At 63.6% G+C, this 22,295-nt stretch carries 18 protein-coding genes; 14 read left to right on the top strand and 4 right to left on the bottom strand.

Annotated elements, in window-relative coordinates:
• Nucleotides 1-57 precede the first annotated feature (57 nt).
• From mraZ to ftsZ, 13 genes are all read left to right on the top strand, one after another.
• On the top strand, nucleotides 58-531 hold the full coding sequence (gene mraZ / locus N008_RS02110) for a division/cell wall cluster transcriptional repressor MraZ (protein ID WP_052381101.1): 474 nt from the start codon (nucleotides 58-60) through the stop codon (nucleotides 529-531).
• Nucleotides 528-1,484, top strand: a complete 957-nt coding sequence (rsmH, locus tag N008_RS02105; RefSeq protein ID WP_071884462.1) for a 16S rRNA (cytosine(1402)-N(4))-methyltransferase RsmH — start codon at nucleotides 528-530, stop codon at nucleotides 1,482-1,484. The genes mraZ and rsmH overlap by 4 nt, the downstream gene beginning before the upstream one ends.
• Before the next feature lie 71 nt (nucleotides 1,485-1,555).
• Nucleotides 1,556-2,260 carry an FtsL-like putative cell division protein gene (locus N008_RS23685; RefSeq protein ID WP_071884461.1) on the top strand — a complete coding sequence of 235 codons (705 nt, stop codon included), beginning with the start codon at nucleotides 1,556-1,558 and terminating at the stop codon, nucleotides 2,258-2,260.
• 7 nt (nucleotides 2,261-2,267) lie between these two features.
• The gene (locus N008_RS02095) at nucleotides 2,268-4,631 is read left to right on the top strand and encodes a penicillin-binding protein (protein ID WP_081910558.1); all 2,364 of its coding nucleotides are present in this window, start codon (nucleotides 2,268-2,270) and stop codon (nucleotides 4,629-4,631) included.
• Nucleotides 4,632-4,695: 64 nt separating this feature from the next.
• A complete protein-coding gene (locus tag N008_RS02090; protein WP_410471196.1) occupies nucleotides 4,696-6,183 on the top strand; it encodes a UDP-N-acetylmuramoyl-L-alanyl-D-glutamate--2,6-diaminopimelate ligase in 1,488 nt (495 codons plus the stop codon).
• Nucleotides 6,184-6,423: 240 nt separating this feature from the next.
• On the top strand, nucleotides 6,424-7,644 hold the full coding sequence (mraY, locus tag N008_RS02085) for a phospho-N-acetylmuramoyl-pentapeptide-transferase (protein WP_044013367.1): 1,221 nt from the start codon (nucleotides 6,424-6,426) through the stop codon (nucleotides 7,642-7,644).
• Between the two features lie 123 nt (nucleotides 7,645-7,767).
• Nucleotides 7,768-9,153, top strand: a complete 1,386-nt coding sequence (gene murD, locus N008_RS02080) for a UDP-N-acetylmuramoyl-L-alanine--D-glutamate ligase (protein ID WP_052381100.1) — start codon at nucleotides 7,768-7,770, stop codon at nucleotides 9,151-9,153.
• A gap of 62 nt (nucleotides 9,154-9,215) precedes the next feature.
• Nucleotides 9,216-10,409 (top strand): FtsW/RodA/SpoVE family cell cycle protein, encoded by a 1,194-nt coding sequence (locus N008_RS02075; protein ID WP_052381099.1) that lies wholly within the window; start codon nucleotides 9,216-9,218, stop codon nucleotides 10,407-10,409.
• 109 nt (nucleotides 10,410-10,518) lie between these two features.
• A complete protein-coding gene (gene murG, locus N008_RS02070) occupies nucleotides 10,519-11,607 on the top strand; it encodes an undecaprenyldiphospho-muramoylpentapeptide beta-N-acetylglucosaminyltransferase (RefSeq protein ID WP_044013366.1) in 1,089 nt (362 codons plus the stop codon).
• Between the two features lie 154 nt (nucleotides 11,608-11,761).
• A complete protein-coding gene (gene murC / locus N008_RS02065; protein ID WP_071884460.1) occupies nucleotides 11,762-13,183 on the top strand; it encodes a UDP-N-acetylmuramate--L-alanine ligase in 1,422 nt (473 codons plus the stop codon).
• Nucleotides 13,167-13,931 (top strand): cell division protein FtsQ/DivIB, encoded by a 765-nt coding sequence (locus N008_RS02060; protein ID WP_044013364.1) that lies wholly within the window; start codon nucleotides 13,167-13,169, stop codon nucleotides 13,929-13,931. Before murC ends, N008_RS02060 begins: the two co-directional genes overlap by 17 nt.
• Nucleotides 13,932-14,027: 96 nt before the next feature.
• Nucleotides 14,028-15,407 carry a cell division protein FtsA gene (gene ftsA, locus N008_RS02055; RefSeq protein ID WP_044013362.1) on the top strand — a complete coding sequence of 460 codons (1,380 nt, stop codon included), beginning with the start codon at nucleotides 14,028-14,030 and terminating at the stop codon, nucleotides 15,405-15,407.
• 82 nt (nucleotides 15,408-15,489) lie between these two features.
• Nucleotides 15,490-16,977, top strand: a complete 1,488-nt coding sequence (gene ftsZ / locus N008_RS02050) for a cell division protein FtsZ (protein WP_044013360.1) — start codon at nucleotides 15,490-15,492, stop codon at nucleotides 16,975-16,977.
• 69 nt (nucleotides 16,978-17,046) lie between these two features.
• Here ftsZ and N008_RS02045 read toward each other — a convergent pair whose 3' ends face one another.
• Both N008_RS02045 and N008_RS02040 read right to left on the bottom strand, forming a co-directional pair.
• Nucleotides 17,047-17,280: a hypothetical protein gene (locus tag N008_RS02045; protein ID WP_156108963.1), complete on the bottom strand. Its 234-nt coding sequence runs from the start codon at nucleotides 17,278-17,280 to the stop codon at nucleotides 17,047-17,049.
• On the bottom strand, nucleotides 17,277-18,407 hold the full coding sequence (locus tag N008_RS02040; protein WP_052381098.1) for a cytochrome-c peroxidase: 1,131 nt from the start codon (nucleotides 18,405-18,407) through the stop codon (nucleotides 17,277-17,279). The genes N008_RS02045 and N008_RS02040 overlap by 4 nt, the downstream gene beginning before the upstream one ends.
• 175 nt (nucleotides 18,408-18,582) lie before the next feature.
• Between N008_RS02040 and N008_RS02035 the strand changes: the two genes are divergently transcribed.
• Nucleotides 18,583-19,863 carry a chloride channel protein gene (locus N008_RS02035; RefSeq protein WP_044013357.1) on the top strand — a complete coding sequence of 427 codons (1,281 nt, stop codon included), beginning with the start codon at nucleotides 18,583-18,585 and terminating at the stop codon, nucleotides 19,861-19,863.
• Nucleotides 19,864-20,097: 234 nt separating this feature from the next.
• Here the strand turns inward: N008_RS02035 and N008_RS21215 are convergent, their stop codons facing one another.
• Together N008_RS21215 and N008_RS02025 are read right to left on the bottom strand one after the other, a co-directional pair.
• Nucleotides 20,098-21,090 carry a hypothetical protein gene (locus N008_RS21215; RefSeq protein ID WP_052381097.1) on the bottom strand — a complete coding sequence of 331 codons (993 nt, stop codon included), beginning with the start codon at nucleotides 21,088-21,090 and terminating at the stop codon, nucleotides 20,098-20,100.
• 141 nt (nucleotides 21,091-21,231) lie between these two features.
• On the bottom strand, nucleotides 21,232-22,284 hold the full coding sequence (locus N008_RS02025) for a cytochrome-c peroxidase (protein ID WP_044013355.1): 1,053 nt from the start codon (nucleotides 22,282-22,284) through the stop codon (nucleotides 21,232-21,234).
• Nucleotides 22,285-22,295: the final 11 nt, after the last annotated feature.

Below are 22,295 nucleotides of genomic sequence, written 5' to 3'. Positions count from 1 at the left end.
GCCTTTTCTGAGGCATTGCGTACTTTTGCTATCATCCCTCACCTGTGCCCACCAATCATGCACCTGCTCTCCGGCGAATACGACTGCAAGCTGGACCCGAAAGGGCGGCTGGTGCTGCCGGCCAAGGTGAAGGGCAGCCTGCCGGAAGCGTCCGGCAATCAGCTGGTGCTGGTGCGGGGCTTCGAGCCCTGCCTAGTGCTCTACCCGCGGGAAGCGTGGCGCGTGATTCACGACAAGGTGATGGCGCTCGACGAGTTCAACGAGGAGTACCGGCAGTTTCAGCGCAACTTCTTCCGGGGCATGACCGAGGTGGAGCTGGATAGTATCGGGCGGTTTATGCTGCCGGGTTCCATGCGGCGCTACGCCGGCCTGGAGAAGGAGGCCATCATCGTGGGCCTCGGCAACCGCTGCGAAATCTGGGACACCACCCGCTACGACGAATACCTCATAAAGGACCAGCAGAGCTTCTCCAAGCTGGCCCAGAAATTTCTCACCACCGAAACCGGGCCTGGCGGCTCCCTGGCCGCATGAGCGAAACCCCAGCAAACGATTACCTGAACGATACCGCCTACCACCGGCCCGTGATGCTGCGCGAGTGCCTGGAGGCGCTGGAGCTGCGCCCCGAGGGCCGCTACGTCGATGTTACGTTCGGAGGCGGCGGCCACTCGGCCCGCATGCTGGAGCACCTGAGCGGCGCCGGCCATCTCTACAGCTTCGACCAGGACGCCGACGCTGAGCGCGAGGCGCAGAAGCTGGCCCGGCCGCAGTTCACGTTCATTCGCAGCAACTTCCGCGACCTGCACCAGGAGCTGCAGCGCCACGGCGCCCTGCCCGTAGACGGGCTGCTGGCCGACCTGGGCGTGTCGTCGCACCAGTTTGATACGCCGGAGCGCGGCTTCAGCACCCGCTTCGACGGGCCGCTGGACATGCGCATGAACGCCGAGGATGGCCCCACCGCCGCCGACATCATCAACGAGTACCCGGAAGCCGACCTGCACCGCATCTTCGGCATGTACGGCGAGGTCACCAACGCCCGCACATTGGCCCAGACCGTGGCTTCGGCGCGGCGCGGCCAGACCATCAGCACCATTGCCGGCCTGAAGAAGGCCATTGCCAGCTGCACGCCGCGCGGCAAGGAAAACAAGTACCTGGCCCAGGTATTTCAGGCGTTGCGCATCGAGGCCAACGACGAAATGAAGGCCCTGCAGGAAATGCTGGAGCAAACGGCCCAGGTGCTGCGGCCCGGCGGACGACTGGTGGTGATGAGCTACCACTCGCTGGAAGACCGGCTGGTGAAGAACTTCCTGGCCAAGGGCAGGTTCTTCGGCGAAGCGGAAAAAGACCTGTTCGGCAACACCAACACCCCGTTCGAGGTCCTGACCCGCAAGCCGATTGAGGCCTCCGAGCAGGAAGTAGCCACGAACAGCCGCGCCCGTTCGGCGAAGCTGCGCATCGGTATCAAAAGTGAGGAACGAAGTCGGTAGCACACTACGCGACACTGCGTCACCCACTGCGAAACACTGCGAGAAACCACCTTTGACCTTCCCCACGCCCCGTGGCTATTAATACCATAAAACCCGTCGCCAGCCAGCCCCGCGCCAACGTGCCCCGCTACGTGGAGCCGGAGCCTGCGCCCACGCCGGAGCCCGCCCCCGCGCCGCCAACGGAGCCGGCTCCGCGCGCCCCAAACGCCGCCAAGGCGCCGCGGCCGGCGGCGCCCCGCAACTCCTGGAGCGTGTTTTCGCTGCTGGAGCGCCTCACGCGCATGGATGGCCTGTTTCGGGAAGGGCTGCCGGTGCGCTACCTGCCGCACGTGCTGTTCGTGATGCTGCTGATTCTGATTTACATCGGCAACACGCACTACGCCACCCGCATGAACCGCAGCATTCAGCGCCTGAAAATGGAGGCCGAAGATTTGCGCGCCGACTACACGACCTTGAAATCTGACTACATGGAAGCCAGCAAGCAAAGCGAGGTAGCCCGCAAAGTGGCCGCCTACGGGCTGGTGGAAAGCTCCTCGCCGCCGTTCCGCATTGAAGTGCCGGCCGGCCGCCTCGACGAGGCCGCCCTGGACCTGGTGCCCGTGCTGACGGCCGACTCGCTGGCGGCGCGCACCCTGCGCGACTCGCTGCGCCGCGCCGGCCCCGTCGGGCCGTTTGATTCGCTGTCCATTGAGGTGGGGGCGCCGCCCGTGCCCATCGGGACGGATGCCACCGGGGAGCCGGCCACGCCGGAACCCACCACGCCTCGCCGCCGCTAACTGCCCTATGAAAGGAAGCGTTAAAAAATCCATCGTTACCCGCGTACGGCTGGCGTTTTTGGGCGTCTGCCTGTTTTCGTGCGCGGTGGTCTGGAAGATTTCCAACATCCAGTTCAAGGAAGGCGAGAAGTGGCGCGCCCTGGAGCAGGAGCGCCGCGTGGTGTACCAGCCCGTGTTTGCCACCCGCGGCACCATCCTCGCCGACGACGGCAAAAGCATCATGGCTACCTCGCTGCCCTTCTTCCGGGTAGCCTGGGACCCGAGCGTGGTGGACCGCCAGCTGTTCGACCAGAAGGTGGACTCACTGGCGATTCAGCTGGCGCACTTCTTCGGCGACCGAAGCGTATCGGAATACAAGCGCAAGCTCAAGAACGCCCGGCTGGCCAAGCCGTCGGTGCGCTACATCCGGCTGAATTCGCGCCAGATCAACTACCAGGAGAAAAAGGAGCTGGCCAACTGGCCCATCTTCCGGGAAGGCAAAAACAAGGGCGGCGTCATCTTCGAGAAGGTGGACAAGCGCTTCCGGCCGTTTGGCGGGCTGGCGCAGCGCACCATCGGCTTCGTGAACGAAGACAAGAACGGCGCGGGCCTGGAGTTCACCTTCAACCGCCACCTGGCCGGCAAAGACGGCGAGGCCCTGTTTGAGCGCCTGCCCGGCGGCAACAAGCCCATCTACGACGGCACCGAAGTGAAGCCGATTCCCGGCTACGACGTGCAGACTACGCTCGACATCAACCTGCAGGACGTGGCCGAAAACGCCCTCTACAAGTCGTTAGTGGACAACAACGCCCAGTACGGCTGCGTGATTCTGATGGAAGTGCAGACCGGCGAAATCAAGGCCGTGGCCAACTTGGGCAAGGTGGCCGAGGGCGTGTACCGCGAAGACTACAACTACGCCATTGCCGACCAGGGCCGCACCGAGCCCGGCTCTACGTTCAAGCTGGCCTCCATGATGGCCCTGTTCGAGGAAAACCCCGACCTCACCCTCGACGACATCGTGGACACCGGCAACGGCCGCATGTACATCGGCGGGGCCGTGAAGACGGACTCGCACGGCTACGGCAAGATTACGGTGAAGCAGGTGTTTGAGAAATCCTCAAATATCGGCGTTGCCGTGCTCGTGGACCGGCAGTTCGGCAAACAGCCCCAGCGCTACGCCGAACACCTCAAACGCTTCGGGCTGCACAAGCCATTGGGCTTCCAGATGGCCGGCGAGGCGCGCCCCTACGTGAAAGACCCCCAGGACCGCAGCTGGAGCCGCACCTCGCTCACCACCATGAGCATCGGCTACGAGCTGAAGCTGGCCCCCTTGCAGACGCTGGCCTTCTACAACGCCGTGGCCAACAACGGCGTGAAGGTGCAGCCCATGATTGTGCGCGAAATCCGGCAGGCCGACAAGGTGCTGGAACGGTTTGAGCCCACGGTGCTGAACCCCAAAATCTGCTCCGACGAGACGCTGGCCAAGATGAAGGCCATGATGGAAGGCGTGGTGACCGAAGGCACGGCCCGCGGCATCCGCAGCGAAGACTTCACGATGGCCGGCAAAACCGGCACCGCCTGGAAATTCAAGAACGGCGCCTATACCAAGGTGTATTCCACCAGCTTCTGCGGCTACTTCCCGGCCGAAAAGCCCAAGTACAGCTGCATCGTGGTGGTGGACTCGCCCAAGAAGGGCCGCATCTACGGCGCCGACGTAGCCGCGCCGGTGTTCCGCGAAGTGGCCGACAAAGCCATGGCCCGCGACGCCGCCAGCCAGCGCCCCTTGCTGGCCCGGGCCGCTGCCTTGCAGAAAGCCAAGCTGCCTTACGCCCCGGCCGGCATGCAGGACGAGCTGCGGCTGGTGTGCGAGCAGATTGGGGTGAAAAGCGAAGGCGCCGCCCCCGACGAGGACTGGGTGCGCACCCCGCTGGCCGCTGACACCAACGCCGAAACCCTGGCCCTGCAGCCGCTGGCCGTGAAGCCCGGCCGCGTGCCCAACGTCACGGGCCTGACCTTGCGCGACGCGCTGTTTCTGCTGGAAAACCGGGGTCTGCGCGTGCGCACCCAGGGCACGGGCCGCGTGAAGGCGCAGTCGGTGGCGGCGGGCACGATGGCGCGGCGCGGCACGGTGGTGGTGCTGGCCATGGAGCCCATCGGGCAACGCTCGGCCGGTCCGGCGCCGGTAGCGGCCCCGGCTCCCAGCCAGCTGGCTGAAAACAAGCTGCTCACGCCCATCGACACCGACCTCGATGCCAAAGCCCGCGCCTTGGCTGCCAAAGCCAAGGCACGCCTGACCGGCACCACGCCGGCCACGGCCGCACCCGCCCGCAAAAAGCCCGACCCCAAACCCACGGCGCAGCAGCCCGCTGCCACCAAGCCGCCCAAGAGCTAGCCCGACCCGGCGCCTTCTGCGCCTTCCTCTGCGCCCTCTGCGGGCTAAAACTGACCGAACAACCTTGACTACCCCGAAAGAAATAACGCCTCCGCTTTTCGCCCTGCTCGCTGATGTCACCGTGACGGCGCAGCAAGGCCCCACCGACGTGCCCGTGCAGCAGCTCACGCTGGACTCGCGGCAGGCGGCGCCCGGCGCCGTGTTTTTCGCGCTGCGTGGCGCTGCCACCGATGGGCATCAGTTTATTGAGAAGGCCGTGGCGCAGGGCGTGGCCGCGGTGGTGTGCGAAGTGCTGCCCGCCGAACTGAACCCGGCCACCGCCTACGTGCAGGTGCCCGACTCAGCCGAGGCCATGGCCCACATGGCGGCTGCCTTCTACGGCCACCCGTCGCGCAGCCTCACGCTGGTTGGCGTGACCGGCACCAACGGCAAAACCACCTGCGCTACGCTGCTGCACAAGCTGCTGCGTGAGCTGGGCTACCACACCGGGCTGCTCAGCACCGTGCAGAACCAGATTGACGAGCAGGTGATTCCGGCCACCCACACCACGCCCGACGCCATCCGCCTCAACGAGCTGCTGGCCCGCATGGTGGCAGCCGGCTGTACCCACGCCTGCATGGAAGTGAGCAGCCACGCCGTAGTGCAGCACCGCACCACGGCGCTGCGCTTCGCCGGGGGCATCTTCACCAACCTCACCCACGACCACCTCGACTACCACGGCACGTTCGATAACTACCTGAAAGCCAAGAAGGGCTTTTTCGATAGTCTGCCCAAAACGGCCTTCGCCCTCACCAACGCCGACGACAAGCGCGGCATGGTGATGCTGCAGAACACCGCCGCCCGCCGCGAAACCTACTCGCTGCGCAGCGCCGCCACGTTCAGGGCCAAGCTGATTGAAAACGCCGTGCATGGCCTGCACCTCGAAATTGACGGGCACGACGCGCAGTTCCGGCTGATTGGGGTGTTCAACGCCTACAACCTGCTGGCCGTGTATGGCGCGGCCGTGCTGCTGGGCGAGGAGCCGCTGGAAGTGCTGACCGTGCTGTCGGGTCTGCTGTCGGCGCCGGGCCGCTTCGAGCCGGTGGTATCGGGCAAAACCCGCGTGACGGGCATCGTGGACTACGCCCACACACCCGACGCGCTGGAAAACGTGCTCCAGACCATTGCCGACATCCGCCAGCCGACCCAGCAGGTAATTACGGTGGTGGGCTGCGGCGGCAACCGCGACGGCGCCAAGCGCCCCATCATGGCGCACCTGGCCTGCCAGGGCTCCGATAGGGTGGTGCTGACCTCCGACAACCCGCGCTTCGAAGACCCCAACGATATTCTGGCCCAGATGCAGGCCGGCGTGAAGGTGCAGGACCAGGCCAAAGTCCTCACCATCCCCGACCGGCGCGAGGCCATCAAAACCGCCGTCACGCTGGCCGGGCCCAACGATATTGTGCTGGTAGCCGGCAAAGGCCACGAAACCTACCAGGAAGTGAAAGGCGTGAAAGCCGATTTCGACGATAAAAAGGTATTGCAGGAGATGTTTGAGCTGCTGGGGAAGTAAGTGAGACCGTCATGCATAGGCGCAGCCGAAGCATATCGCCAGTGTGGCAATCAATTTTACCACACTGGCGAGATTCCTCGCTTCACTCGGAATGACGTTCTGAGTTAACTCGCTTCCTCATCGTGCTGACGCCCAGCCCTACACCAAAATCAACACAAACGCAACGCTTGCCGAACCCCGAAAAACTGGAACCTTTGCAGCTTGCCTCCCTACTGACCGCAACCTGCTGACCTCGCGCCCATGCTGTATTACCTGTTCAACTACTTATATAAAGTGCACCACGTGCCCGGCACGGGCGTGATGCAGTACAGCTCGTTTCGCGCGGCCCTGTCCATTGTTACCTCGCTCATCATTGCCCAGTACTTTGGGGCGCCGCTGATCCGGCTGCTGCAGCGCCAGCAGATTGGGGAAAGTATCCGCGACCTGGGGTTGCAGGGCCAGATGGAGAAGAAAGGCACGCCTACCATGGGCGGCCTGATTATCCTGCTGGCCATCCTGGTGCCGGTGCTGCTGTTTGCCAAGCTCGACAACATCTACATCGTGCTTATGATTCTGAGCACCGTCTGGCTGGGCCTGATTGGCTTCGTCGACGACTACATCAAGGTGGTGAAGAAGGATAAGGAAGGCCTGGCCGGCCGCTTCAAGATCATGGGGCAGGTGGGGCTGGGCCTCACGGTGGGCTGGGTGCTGTTCTTCTCCAACGACGTGACCGTGCGCCAGTACCTGCTGGCCAACGGCCAGGCCTCGGCCGTGGACGCCAGCACCATCTACCAGGATGTGAAGCTGATGATTACGACGGTGCCGTTCCTCAAGAACAACGAGCTCAACTACGGCGACCTGTTCGCCACGGCCGGCGACTTCTTCAACGAGTATTACGCCTTCTTCTACATCCCCATCGTCATCCTCATCATCACGGCCGTCAGCAACGGCGCCAACATCACCGACGGCCTCGACGGGCTGGCGGCGGGCACGTCGGCCATCATCGGCACCACGCTGGCCATCTTCGCCTTCGTGAGCGGCAACGCCTTGCTGGCTGACTACCTGGATATTATGTTCATTCCGAACTCCGGGGAGCTGGTGATTTTCTGCGCCGCCTTTGTGGGGGCCTGCGTGGGCTTCCTGTGGTACAATAGCTACCCGGCGCAGGTATTCATGGGCGATACCGGCTCGCTGGCCATCGGCGGCATCATTGCGGTGCTGGCCCTCATCGTGCGTAAGGAACTCTTGATTCCGGTGCTGTGCGGGGTGTTTCTGATTGAGAACTTGTCGGTGATGCTGCAGGTGAGCTGGTTCAAATACACCAAGCGCAAATACGGCGAAGGCCGCCGGCTGCTGCGCATGTCGCCGCTGCACCACCACTACCAGAAGCTTGGCTACCACGAGTCCAAAATCGTGTCGCGGTTCTGGATTGTGGGGATTATGCTGGCCGTCTTGACGCTTGTGACCTTGAAACTGCGCTAATGATAGTTCCCGCAGAGGCCGCAGAGGTTTTCGCAGAGGACGCAGAGTCGTTCTGGGACGACTCTGCGTCCTCTGCGAAAAACCTCTGCGGCCTCTGCGGGCTAAAAAAGTAAGAACGAAATCATGCACTACGTCATCTTAGGAGCTGCGGAAAGTGGGGTAGGGGCGGCGCTGCTGGCGCAGGCCAAAGGCCACACCGTATTCGTGTCCGACCAAAGCCCGATTCAGCCTGTCTATAAGGAGAAGCTGCACGCGGCCGGCATTCCGTTCGAGGAAGGCCAGCACACCATGGCCGAGGTGCTGAAGGCCGACGAGGTAGTGAAAAGCCCCGGCATCCCGGAGAAGGCGCCCGTTATCAAGGCGCTGCGGGAAAAGGGCACGCCCATTATTTCGGAGATTGAGCTGGCCGGGCGTCACACCAAGGCCCGGTGCATCTGCATCACGGGCACCAACGGCAAAACCACCACCACGCTGCTCACCTACCACCTGCTGAAGGAAGCCGGCTACAAGGTGGGCCTGGCCGGCAACGTGGGCTTCTCGCTGGCTGAGCAGGTCATCGACGACCAGCACGAGTACTACGTGGTGGAGCTGAGCAGCTTCCAGCTCGACGATACCTACGACTTCCAGCCCTGGATTTCGGTGCTGCTCAACATCACGCCCGACCACCTGGACCGCTACGAGTACTCGCTGGAGAAGTACGCCCAGGCCAAGCTGCGCATCGTGCGCAACCAGGACAGCAGCAACTTCTTCGTCTACAACGCCGACGACGAGACCATCCAGCGCCACTTCAAGGCGGCGCTGCGGCCCGTCAACCAGCTGCCCTTCAGCCTGCACCATCGCCCCGACTACCAGCTGGGCGCCTACTACCTCGACGAAACCGACATCTGCGTGGATATGCAGCCGGGCTACTTCAGCAAGACGGAGAAGCTCAGCATTGCGGCCTCGCCGCTCATCGGGCAGCACAACCGCCAGAATATGCTGGCGGCCGTGCTCTGCGCCCGTTTGGCCGGACTGGAAAAGCCGCAGATTGAAGCCAGCCTCGGCACCTTCCACAACGCCGACCACCGCCTGCAGCCCGTGGGCGAAATCCAGGGCGTGCGCTTCATCAACGACTCCAAAGCCACCAACGTGGAAGCCGCCTGGTACGCCCTCGACGGCATCCAGCAGCCCATCGTCTGGATTGCGGGCGGCACCGACAAGGGCAACGACTACTCCACGCTGGTGCCGCTGGCCGGCTCGCGCGTGAAGGCCCTCATTTGCCTCGGCGCCGACAACGAGAAGCTGCGCGAAGCCTTCGGCGACGTGGTGCCGCACCTCGAAGAAACCCGCAGCGTGGACACGGCCGTGCGCCGCGCCGCCGCCCTGGCCGAAGCCGGCGACGTGGTGCTGCTCTCGCCGGCCTGCGCCAGCTTCGACCTGTTCAAAAACTACGAGGACCGCGGCCGCCAGTTTGCCGCCGCCGTGGCCCGCTACGCCGACGACCTCACCCGGGAAGAAGCCAACGAGTAACGGCAGCGCACCACGCGCCCGACACCTAAGCACTAGGCACCAAGCACTAAGCCCCAATCATCATGGACATCATCAAAAACTGGCTGCGGCAGAACCTGAAGGGCGACCCGGTGCTCTGGGGCATCGTGATTCTGTTTTCGCTGATTAGTATGGCCGTGGTGTACTCGGCCACGGGCACGCTGGCGTATAAGAACGAGCTGCGCGGCCGGGCGGGGTCGTCGGAGATGATTCTGTTCAAGCACACCAGCCTGATTTTCGCGGGCCTAGCCCTGATGTGGCTGGCCCACCGCATCGACTACCGCAACTACTCGCGCCTGTCGCTGTACGCGCTGCTGGCCTCGGTGCCGCTGCTGCTGTTCACGTTCTTCATGGGCGGCACCACCCTGAATGACGCCTCGCGCTGGCTGACCATCCCCGTCATCAACCAGACCTTCCAGCCTTCCGACTTAGCCAAGCTGGCCCTGATTACGCACCTGGCTTCCATGCTCAGCCGCCGCCAGCAAAACGTGCACGACTACAAAGCCACCCTGCTGCCCGTGATGCTGTGGGTGGGCGTAATCTGCGGCATCATCATCATGAGTAACGCCTCTACGGCGCTGCTGCTGTTCGTGACCTGTCTGCTGCTGATGTTCATTGGCCGCGTGCCGCTCAAGCAGATGGCTGTGATGGTGGCCATTGGCGTGGTAGTCGGCGGCGTAGGCCTGGCTTCGGGACAGCGCTACAAAACGGTGCTTTCGCGCATCGAGAGCTTCACCGACAAGAGCAAGCCGGTGCCGTTTCAGCTGGAGCACTCCTACATAGCCATTGCCACGGGCGGCGTTACGGGCAAGGGCCCCGGCAACAGCACCGAGCGCAACATCCTGCCCCACCCGTACTCCGACTTCATCTATGCCGTCATCATCGAGGAATATGGCCTTGTGGGCGGCGTGGCTGTGCTTTTCCTATACCTAGCCTTCCTCTATCGAGGGCTGCTGACGGTGGTGAACAGTCACGGCGCGTTCGGGGGGCTGCTTTCGGCGGGGCTGAGTTTCAGCTTAGTCTTGCAGGCCATGGTGAATATGGGCGTGGCCGTGGGGCTGGGCCCGATTACCGGCCTGCCGCTGCCCCTGCTGAGCATGGGCGGCACCTCGCTCATCTTCACCGGCATCAGCGTCGGCATTATCCTGAGTGTAAGCCGCGGCGAGCGGGAAATCCGCCCCGTAGTCGGCGAGCCCGCCGACACCGTGCGGATTCCGCGCAAAACAGCCTACGCTTAGTGCCTGGTGCCTTGTGCTCAGTGCATAGGCCGTTCATGAGCGATACTTCACTGAACGGCTTATACACTGAGCACAAGTCACTAAGCACTAACAACTAAGCACTAACAAAATGAAATTCATCATCAGCGGCGGCGGCACCGGGGGCCACATCTTCCCGGCAGTGGCCATTGCCAACGAGCTGCGCCGCCGCCTGCTCGACGCCGAAATCCTGTTTGTGGGCGCCAACGGCCGCATGGAGATGACGCGCGTGCCGGAAGCCGGCTACAAAATCGTGGGCCTCGACATCAGCGGCCTGCAGCGCCGCCTCACGCCCGAAAACCTGATGTTTCCCATTAAGGTGATGCGCGCCGTGCGCAAAGCCGGCAAGCTCATCGAGCAGTTCCGGCCCGATGCGGTGGTGGGTGTGGGCGGCTACGCCTCGGCGCCGGTGCTGCTGGCGGCCACCTCGCGCGGTATCCCCAGCCTGATTCAGGAGCAGAATTCCTACGCCGGCCTCGTCAACAAGCTGCTGGCCAAGCGGGTCAACAAAATCTGCGTGGCCTACGACGGCATGGACAAGTTCTTCCCCGCCGACCGCCTCGTACTCACCGGCAACCCGGTCCGCACCGAAATTGCCACCGGCAACCGCGCCGAGGCGCTGGCCTTCTTCGGGCTGGACGCCAGCCGGCCGGTGCTGCTCGTGATTGGGGGCAGCCTGGGCGCCCGCACGCTCAACCAAGCCACGGCCGCCGCGCTGCCGCGCCTGCAGGCTGCCGGCGTGCAGCTGCTCTGGCAAACCGGTAAAGTGTACTACCCTCAGGCCCGGGAGCAGGCCGCACTCTACGCCGCTACCGGCCAGCACGCGCTGGAGTTCGTGCAGCGCATGGACCTAGCCTACGCGGCCGCCGACGTGGTGGTCAGTCGGGCCGGAGCGCTGTCGGTGTCGGAACTGTGCCTCACGGGCAAGCCCAGCATCCTGGTGCCCTCGCCCAACGTGGCCGAAGATCATCAAACCAAAAACGCCATGGCCCTGGTGCGCAAAGACGCCGCCCTGCTCGTCTCCGACACCGAAGCCGCCACCCGCCTCTACGACGAGGCGCTGGCGCTACTGCAGAACCCCACGCAACAGCAGCAACTGAGGGCTAACGTGCTGCAGCTCGCCCGCCCGGCTGCCACCACCACCATCGTGGACGAGCTGCTGAAGCTGGTAAAGCAGTAGTAACTACAGCCCGTCCGTCATGCTGAGCCTGTCGAAGCATCTCTACCGCTTCGTTGCAGTGCCAATTGGTTAGCCAGCAGTAGAGATGCTTCGGCAAGCTCAGCATGACGGTCAACGATTCACTCCATCACCTCATTACCCCATCACTTCACACTTGAAACAGCTCGTCTACTTCCTTGGCATTGGCGGCATCGGCATGTCGGCGCTGGCCCGCTGGTTTCAGGCCAACGGCCACCAGGTGTCGGGCTACGACAAAACCCGCACGCCCCTAACCGACGCGCTGGAGGCCGAAGGCATTGCCGTGCATTTCGAGGATGCCGTAGACCAGATTCCGGTTGAAGTGCGCCAGAACCCCGGCAATACGCTCGTGGTCCTGACCCCGGCCATTCCGAAAGACCACCAGCAGTGGGCCTGGCTGCGCGAAAACGGCTTCGACATCCGCAAGCGCAGCCAGGTGCTGGGCGTGCTCACGCAGGGCCACCGCACCATCGCCGTGGCCGGCACCCACGGCAAAACCACCACCAGCAGCATGGTGGCGCACCTGCTGCACCATGCCGGCGTGCCCAGTGCGGCCTTCTTGGGCGGCATCAGCGTGAACCTGGGCTCCAACCTGCTGCTGCCGCCCGCCGGCCACCCCGAGGCGCCGGTAGTAGTAGAAGCCGACGAGTACGACCGCAGCTTCCTGACGCTGCACCCTATCATTGCCATCGTCACAAGCACCGATGCCGACCACCTCGACATCTACGGCGACAAAGAGTCGCTGGTGGAGTCGTTCCGGCAGTTTGTGGGCCAGATCCAGCCCGGCGGCACCCTGCTCATCAACCACACCGCCGACCCCAGCGTGGCCGCCGCCGCCCCGGCCGGCGTGCGGGTGATTCGCTACGGTTTGTCGCAGGAGCAGGGGCCGGAGCTGTACGCTACGGGCATCACGGCCCAGGGCCACGAGTTCCATTTCGATCTGCACGGGCCGCTGGGCACCGTGGCCAGCCTCAAGCTGGCCGTGCCGGGCTTCCACAACGTGGAGAATATGCTGGCCGCCGCCGCCGTGGCCCAGTTGGAAGGCGTGGCGCCACAGGCCCTGCAGGCGGCCGTGGCGGCCTACCGGGGCGTAAAGCGCCGCTTCGAGTTCATCCTGACGGCCGGCACGCCCGCCGCGCCCCAGGTGTATCTCGATGATTATGCCCACCACCCACGCGAAATCGAGGCCTTCCTGCGTTCTGTGCGGGCGCTCTATCCGGGCCGCCGACTGCGCGTCATCTTCCAGCCCCACCTGTTCTCCCGCACCCGCGACTTCGCGCCGGGCTTCGCCGAAAGCCTGAGCCTGGCCGATGAGGTGGTGCTGATGGATATCTACCCGGCCCGGGAGCTGCCCATGCCCGGCGTCACGTCGGAATTGATTTTGTCCCAAATAACTGCACCCAAAAAATCGTTGCAGACCCGCAACGAAATTCTGGCAAATGCCGAAATAGGCACGGATTTCGACGTGCTGGCCACCGTCGGCGCCGGCGACATCGACCAGTTGGTACCGCGTTTAAAGAATATTTTACATCTTCGTTGGCATGGAACTCAAGCGTAAGGTCAATAACATGCTGTTTGCTACCGGCTGCCTCGTGCTGCTGGGTGGGCTGGCCGTGTTTGCCGGCGTGCGCCAAGCCAGCCGCCCCGTGGGCCAGGTAATTGTGACCATCGGCAACGAGTTCAACAACTTCTTCATCAGCGAGCGGGAAGTAACGGCCCTACTCACCCGCGACGGCCGGCAGCGCCTAGAAGGCACTACGCCCGACGAGCTCAATCTGCCGGCTCTGGAAGCCCGCCTAAAAGCGCACAGCTTCGTGAAGGACGCCCAGGTGTACCGCGACCTGGCCGGCAACCTGCACGCCGACGTGCGCCAGAACCGCCCCATCGCCCGCCTCGTGCACGCCGACACCCGCCAGGACTGCTACCTCGATGCCGATGGCCACAAGCTGCCGCTGTCGTCGCTGTTTACGGCGCGGGTGGTACCGGTGGCGCGGCCGGGCGGCCAGCCGCTTTCGGCCGGCTTTTTCCAGGACTCTACCGGCCGGCGCTACTTGGAGCTGCTGCGCTACATCGACGAGCATTCGTTCTGGCGGGCCCAGGTGGCCGAGGTATTCATTGCCCCCAACGGTAAGGTTTCCTTCACCCAGCAAATAGGAGACCAGCAGGTAGAATTTGGTTTTCCTGAGAATATTTCGGAGAAATTTGCGAAACTGATGGTATTTTACCGACAAATACCCCCGGCCTTGGGCTGGGACACGTACCACCGCGTCAACATCGAATTCAAAGACCAGATAATCTGTGAGTGAGATTTTCTTACTCTGTTAGCTTGAAAAGGCTATTTTTGCCTTTCTACCTCTGCCTCCACACGCACCTCTCTGCCAGCTTTCCCCGACATCCTCCCCATGCAGCACGATAAGATTGTAGTCGGCCTCGACATTGGAACCACCAAAATCTGCGCCCTGGTGGGCCGCAAAAACGAATTTGGCAAGCTCGAAATCTTGGGCATGGGCAAAGCCGTGTCGGAGGGTGTCGTGCGCGGTATCGTGTCCAACATCGACAAAACCGTAGACGCTATCAAGCGGGCCATCCGGCAGGCCGAAGAGCAGTCCGGCATCAACATTGGCGTGGTGAACGTGGGCATTGCCGGCCAGCACATCAAGAGCTTGCAGCACAACGGCAGCATCACGCGTGCCTCGGCCGACAATGAAATCACGCAGGAAGACGTGGAGCGCCTCACCGGCGATATGTACCGCCTCGTGACGCCTCCCGGCTCGCAGATCATCCACGTGATGCCCCAGGACTACAAAGTCGACTACGAAGAGGGCATCATGGACCCCGTGGGCATGTCGGGTGTGCGCCTGGAAGGCAACTTCCACATCATCACGGCTCAGAGCACGGCCATTAACAACATCAACAAGTGCGTCACCAAGGCCGGCCTCGAAATCGACAACCTGATTCTGGAGCCGCTGGCGTCCAGCATGTCGGTGCTGTCGGATGAGGAGAAGGAAGCCGGTGTAGCCCTGATTGACATCGGGGGCGGCACTACCGACCTCGCCATTTTCAAGGACGGCATCATCCGCCACGCAGCGGTGCTGCCGTTTGGCGGCAACATCGTGACCAGCGACATCAAGCTGGGCTGCCAGGTGATGCAGAACCAGGCCGAGCAGTTGAAGGTGAAGTTCGGCAAAGCCATTGCCGAGGAAGCTTCCGACTACGAAATCGTGAGCATTCCCGGCCTGCGCGACCGGGCACCCAAGGAAATCAGCCTCAAGAACCTGGCCTACATCATCGAGGCCCGGATGGAGGAAATCATCGAGCTGGTGTATGCTGAAATTCAGCGCACTGGCCACGCTGACAAGCTGGCGGCCGGCATCGTGCTGACCGGCGGCGGCTCGCAGCTCCAGAACTTGGTGCAGCTCACGGAGTACGTCACGGGCCTCGACACCCGCATCGGCTACCCCAACGAGCACCTGGGCAAGAGCAAGATCGAAGCCGTGAAGTCGCCGATGTACGCCACCACGGTGGGCCTCGTCCTGACCGGCTACCGCTCGCTTGATGAGCGCCTGAACCGCAACTACGAGCAACAGGAGGAAATTCGTCCGGCGGCCGTGCCTTACTACCAGGCCACCACGCCGACTCCGGCCCCGCAGCCCGTGGCCAAAGCAGAGCCGCAGAAACCTGCTGAACCCAAGAAGCCATCTGGTGCCAGCAAGTTCCTGTCGGACATCATCAGCCGCACCAAAGGCCTGCTCATCGACGATTTCGACGATAAGCAGTACTAAAGGTGTTAAATGGTTGAATTGCTAAATGGTTGTCGATGAACGACCAACAATTTAACCATGCAACCATTTAGCCATTCACTTCATGAATTATAAATTCGACATCCCGGCGCAGTCCAAGTCCATCATCAAGGTGATTGGCGTGGGTGGGGGCGGCTCCAACGCCGTCAACCACATGTTCAGCCAGGGCATCAAGGACGTGGAATTCGTCATCTGCAACACCGATAAGCAGGCGTTGGCATCCTCTACGGTGCCCAACCGCCTGCAAATCGGGCTGGACCTGACGGAAGGCCTCGGCGCCGGCGCCAACCCTGAGCGAGGCAAGCAGGCGGCCATCGAGAGCCGCGAGCAGATCCGGGAGCTTCTCAGCAACGGTACCAAAATGGTGTTCATCACGGCCGGTATGGGCGGTGGTACGGGCACCGGTGCGGCGCCGGTTATTGCCAAAGTGGCTAAGGAGCTGGGCATCCTCACGGTGGGGATAGTGACGGCTCCGTTCATGTTCGAGGGTAAAAAGAAGCGCCAGCAAGCCGAGCACGGCATCAAGGAGCTCAGCGAGAACTGCGACACCGTACTGGTGATTCTTAACGATAAGCTGCGCGAGATTTACGGCAACCTGCCCATCCGCTCGGCCTTCGCCAAAGCTGATAACGTGCTGAGCACGGCCGCCAAGTCCATTGCCGAAATCATTACGGTGACGGCCGACGTGAACGTGGACTTCGAGGACGTGAAAACGGTAATGAAGGACAGCGGCGCCGCCGTAATGGGCAGCAGCATCACGGAGGGCGAGAACCGCGCCCGCCGTGCGGCCGAGGAGGCTCTGGCTTCGCCGCTGCTCAACAACACCGACATTCACGGTGCCCAGCGCATCCTGCTCAGCATCATGTCCGGCGACCAGGCCGAGCTGGAAATGGACGAGCTGACCGAAATTACGGAATGCATCCAGGACAAGGCGGGCCAGAACGCCGAGGTGATTTTCGGCCACGGTATCGACGCCACCTTGGGCCAGAGCATCCGCGTGACCGTAATTGCCACGGGCTTTGCCCGCGAGGCGCACACCATCACGGCGGTGCCGGTGCGGGAAGAGGAGCCGGCTTTGCCGCAGCCCGAGCCGCAGCTGAACGTATTCAACAAGGAGCCGCTGGACGTATCGTCGGCCCCGGTGGTGCCGTCCTTCACCAGCTCCCCGCAGCCAGTAGCTGCCACGCCCGAGCCGGTGAAGTTCGACCTGGAAACGTCGCCGTATACGGGGCAGGTGCCGCCGGTGGCCGCGCCTTCGTCGCCGGCTCCCGAGCCGGTGGTGTACCAGGCCACCCAGCCTGCGCCGCCTATTGCGGGCCGCCCCGCCATCGATGCCCGCGCCGATGAGCGCCGCCGCCGCCTGCAGGAGCTCAGCAACGGCCTCACCAACGACGCCATCAAGGACCAGCTGGAAACGCCGGCTTACTTGCGCCGCCAGGTGAAGCTGGAGAACGTGACGCCTTCTTCGGAGCGCAACATCAGCCGCTTCAACCTTTCCGACGACAACGAGCTGCTGGGCGACAACCGCTTCCTGCACGACAACGTCGACTAACGAAAACCTAGCACAAGCAGAACGGCCCGCTGAGATATTCTCAGCGGGCCGTTCTGCTTGGCAGGGGCGCTATCGGTGCGGGGCCGGCAGCGGCACGGAATCCAGCCGGGTGCTGTCGGCCGTGGGGGAGTAGCGCGGGGCGGCAGGTTCCCGGTCGGGGCTGAGCTGGTTGTGCGAGGCCACCGAGCAGGCTCCCAGCAGCAACGCCAGCAGCCCGGCTCCCAGCAGTGCGCCGCCAAACGGCCGGACTATCAAGCGGAAATGGCGGCCAGCGTTATTGCAGGGGCGAGAAGACGGATTCAAAATGGATTGGAAAAGCGCGGATTCTGGATGAACGTAGAATCGGTGAGCGTTTTGAGGAAGGCTACGAGCTGGCGCTTCTCGGTGGCCGTAAGGTCGAGTTTGGTGCCGCCGTCGGTGTTGGACAGCAGCAGGATGGGGTCGACGTTGGGGCTGTTGGTGAGGATGTGCTCGTTGTAATGGTCGACTACTTCTTCCAGCGTCCGGAACCGGCCATCGTGCATGTAGGGTGCCGTCAGGGCAATGTTGCGCAGGGTGGGCACGCGGAAGCGGCCCCGGTCGGCGTTCTGGCCCGTCACGTTGAAGCGGCCCTGGTCGGTGAAGGTCAGGTCGAGGCCGTTGTTGAAGTACTGGGTGGTGCCGAGGCGGCTGGCCGTGAACAGGAAGTTGTTACCGTTGTGGCAATGGTCGCAGGAGCCGCCGCGGGCGGTGGCAATGCCGCCTTCGCCCGGGTGGTTGAAGAACAGCACGCGGCCGGCCCGCTCATCAGCACTAAGCACGGCCTGCCCCAATAGCGACTTTTCGTAGCGCGAATTCGACGAAATCAGGGTGCGCTCGAACTGCGCCAGCGCCTTGAGCACGTTGGCTTCGGTGATGGTAGCCGAGCCGAACGCCTGCGCAAACAGGGGTGGGTAGAGGCTGGTCTGCTGCAGCTTGCTCACGCCCACGGCCAGCGACTGGTGCAGCTCCACCGGGTTTTCGATGGGCGTGCGGGCCTGGGCTTCGAGGGTAGTGGCCGAGCCGTCCCAGTTCAGATTGGGCTCCCAGAGCAGGTTCACCAGCGACATGGTGTTGCGCGGGTGCGGAATGCCGTCGACGCCAATGGCGCGGGTGCGCCCATCGGTGAAGGCCTTGCTTTGCTGGTGGCAGCTCCCGCACGACATGGTATTGGTGCTGGAAAGCCGGGTTTCGTAGAACAGCTTACGGCCCAGCTCAATGCCTTCCACGGTGAGGGGGTTGTCGGCAGGTAGCGTCACGCTTTGGGGCAGCTGCGAGGGCAGCACCAGCGTGTAGGGTGTAGCCGGGGCCGGCGGCGTAGTAGGCGGGGCCGGATCGTCCGGGTCTTTACCGCAGGCTGCCAACAGCAACAAACCGAACAGCGGCAAGCAGAAGCGCAGGCGGGTAGTCATCAGCAACTGGCAGAAAGCGGGGAAGAAGACGTTCAAGATACGGAATATGCCTTCAACGTATCCGCCGGCCAGTTTCGTTTCCCGGCGCAGGCCGCGCGGTAGCGGCGGGAGGGTCTGCGCGCAGTTTGCGTACTTTGGGGCTGCCTACCGCAGTGGGAGGCGTGTTTTAGCTGACATGATCATCCGGCCTCGAGCGCTGTTGCGCGAATATCGTTTGCTGCTGCTGTTCAGCTTCCGCTGGGTGCTGCTGAGCGCCATCGTGGGGGGACTGGCCGGCACGGCGTCAGCAGGTTTTCTGGTGGCGCTGGACTTCGTGACCAATTGGCGCGAGCTGCATCCCTGGGTTATTGCGCTGCTGCCGGCGGGCGGCCTGCTAGTAGGGCTGCTCTACCACTACTGGGGCAAAAGCGTGGAGGGCGGCAACAACCTGCTGCTCGATGAAATCAACCAGCCCACCCATCTCGTGCCGTTGCGCATGGTGCCGCTGGTGCTGATGGGCACGCTGCTCACGCACCTATTTGGCGGCTCTGCGGGCCGCGAGGGCACGGCCGTGCAAATGGGCGGCGCCCTCGCCGACCAGTTCAGCCGCTGGCCACGCCTGATCCGGCGGCGGGAGCGGCGGTTGCTGCTGCTGGCCGGGCTGAGCGCCGGCTTCGCCTCGGTGTTCGGTACGCCGCTGGCCGGGGCCGTATTCGGGCTGGAAGTGGTGCTGCTGGGCCGCCTGCGCTACGATGCGCTGCTGCCCGCCTTCCTGGCCGCCGCCGCCGCCGACTACGTGACGCGGGCCTGGGGCGTGGGGCACACGGCGTATCCGCTGCTGGCAGTGCCCGCCCTGGCGCCGTTGCCGCTGCTGAGTGCGGCGGCCGCCGGGGTGGCGTTCGGGCTGGCCGGGCGTTTGTTCGCGGGCACTACGCACGTCGTGTCAGACTTCTACAAGCGTACCATTGCCTGGCCGCCGTTGCGGCCGGTGGTGGGCGGGGCCGTGGTGGCGCTGCTGATTTGGGCGGCGGGCACCACGCGCTACAGTGGGCTGGGGGTACCCACCATCGTGCAGGCATTCCAAGAGCCGCTGCCGGTTTACGTTTTCGCCCTGAAAATCCTGTTTACGGCCCTCACGCTGGGGGCAGCCTTCAAAGGGGGCGAAGTGACGCCGCTGTTTTTCGTGGGTGCCACGCTGGGTAACGCCCTGGCGCTGGTGCTGCCGCTGCCCATGCCGCTGCTCGCCGGCCTAGGTTTCGCGGCGGTGTTTGCCGGAGCAGCCAACACGCCCCTGGCCTGCACGCTGCTGGCCATGGAGCTGTTCGGGCACGAGTGCGGCCTCTACGCCGGGCTGGCTTGCGTGGTGAGCTACCTGTTCTCCGGACACCGCGGCATCTACGGCGCGCAGGTGGTCGGCCAGGCTAAGCACGGCCTCTGGCAGCGCCAGCAAGGCCGCCGCCTGCGGGATTTGCTGTAATTGGTGATGGGGGGATGAGGTGAAACGTCATGCAGAGGCGCGGCCGGAACAGCTTGCGTGGGCCTCACCCCCCGGCCCCCTCTCCCGTGGAGAGGGGGAGCCAGACGATTTTTCTCAGGCGACAGTGTTTTTTGGGATTAGCCCGCTGGCGAGATTCCTCGCTCCGCTCGGAATGACGTTCTTCCTTTGTCACCTGTCACCTGTCACCTGTCACCTCATCACCCCATCACCCCATCACCTCAACAGATACTTGGTTTGCTTGAGGCTGTAGCCGACGGCCAGTACCAGGCGGCCGGCGCTGGCGGGGTGGTCGGTGGGGGCGGTGTAGACGGGAAGCTGCACGCTGGCATTCAGCGACAGGTTTTTGTAGTACACATCCAGGCCGGGGCCCAGCAGGGCGTTGTTCATGGCGTGCTCGCCAGTGAGGCGGCCCTCGAACATTTCGCCCTTGGTTTTCTCGTAGAACAGCTGCGCTGATGGGTATAGCTGCCAGTTTTCGCCGAGCGGCACCCGGTAGAAGATGTTGGCGAAAGCCGCTACGCCGGGGGCCAGGCTTTCCTGAAACCGGTTGCTGGCTCCGCTGCGGTAGCTGGTGTTAAGGCTCAGGCCGAAGCTGCGGTAGCTGCCGATGTAGTTGGCGTACACGAACCCGTCGGTGGTGCCGGTACCGGGCTGCGTGAGGGTGGGGTAGCGCCGGCCGGCGGGACTGCTGCGCTGGAAGCTGCCGGTGGGCAGTTTCAGACCGCCGCCCACAATCAGGCGGCTCTGCACACCGGCCGTTTCGATGTTACGCAGCAGGTGGTAGCCCGCGAAAACCGTCACGTCGCCGAGGCCGCTGAGGTTGAGCTGCCGGCCGTTTATCTGTGAGGTGTTCATCACGTAGGGGACAAAGGCGTTCAACTCCAGGCGCTTGGCCAGGAAGTATTTGCCGCGCAATTCCACCACCCGAAAGGCCTCAAAATCCGTGGGGTCGCCTTTGTGGGAGTGGGTGTAGTCGTTGTCGGCACCGTTGAGGGGGCGGGCCAGCAAGGGGCGGGCGCCGTTCGGGAAGAACTGCGGGTCTTGGCCCAGGGCCTGGTAGCCGTTGAAGATGCGGTAGCGGTGCATCAGTGAGAAGCTGCTTTGGTTGTCGTAGGGCGTGATGCCCATGAAGCAGCCGCAGATGTCACAGGCCAGCAATGTCTGAGCCGGCAGGAGCGCCAGCAGCAGCAGTACTATCTTTTTCATTGGAAATTTCAGAGGGAAGAAAGCCGACCAGCACCCGTTTTGGCAGACGCCTCAAGCCGTCGGGCTGGCACGCAGTGCAGAAGCATCAGGCCGTATGGAAATCGGCCTGATGCCTGCCTGTCAGGAGCTGGCAGCCGGGGGCTACTGCTCGGAAAGCTGCGGATTACGCAGAAACTCTTCGTCGGAGAGGGTGGCCAGAAACGCCAGCAGCTGGGTGCGCTCCGCAGTGGTGAGCGGAATGCCCGGCGCCTGGCCCGGCCGGCGCAGCTGTGCGTCCAGCGTGGCTGACTCCTTCATGCCGTGGTCGTAGTGGTCGAGCACCTCGCTGAGCGTGGCAAAGCGGCCATCGTGCATGTAGGGCGCGGTGTGCAGCACGTTGCGCAAACTCGGCACCTTGAACCGGCCCACATCAATGCTGCGCCCAGTGATGTGCGCCCGGCCGGAATCTGCATCAAAGCGGCTGTCGAGCCCGTTGTTGCGGAACGACTCGTCGGTGAACAGCTCGCCGGCGTGGCAGCTGCCGCACTTCTGGCGCAGCACGGCCAGGCCGCCTAGTTCCTGCTCACTGAGGGTGCCACCGGCTTCCTGCCGCACGTGCCGGTCGTAGCGGGAGTTAGCCGACGTGAGGGCCGCCGTGAATTGCGCCAGCGCCCGCAGAAACTGGTAGGAGTCGATGGCGCCGCTGCCGCCGAACACCTGCGCAAATCGGCGTCGGTAGCTGGCATCGGCGTTCAGCTTGCGCAGCACGTTGTCCAACGTTTCGTCCATCTCCACGGGGTTGGTGATGGGGGCCAGCGGCAGGGTTTCAATGTTGCTCGGGCCGCCGTCCCAGAAGAAATTGGGCTTCCAGCGCAGATTCTGCAGGGCCGGCGCGTTGCGCGTACCCAGCCGGTTGTCGACGCCGTGGCTGAGCGTGTGCCCGGCGTGGGCAAACGCCACGAACTGCTGGTGGCAGCTGCCGCACGACACGTCGCCCGTGCGCGACAGGCGCGGGTCGTAGAACAGGCTGCGGCCCAGCTCAAAAGCGGCGCGGGTCGGCGGGTTTTTCTCCGGGCCATACACCGGCACGGGGAAGTTGCCCGGCACCTGGGTGCCGGGCACTTCGCCCACAGGGGCCACATCGGCATCGGGCTGGCAGCCACCAGCCAGTAGCAGCATCAATAGGCCGTAGCAGATCTGTAGCGGCTTCTTCATGGAAGCAAGCA

The sequence above is a fragment of the Hymenobacter sp. APR13 genome (assembly GCF_000737515.1).
In the GTDB taxonomy this organism is placed as follows: domain Bacteria; phylum Bacteroidota; class Bacteroidia; order Cytophagales; family Hymenobacteraceae; genus Hymenobacter.
This window is presented reverse-complemented; position numbering and strand designations above follow the sequence as displayed.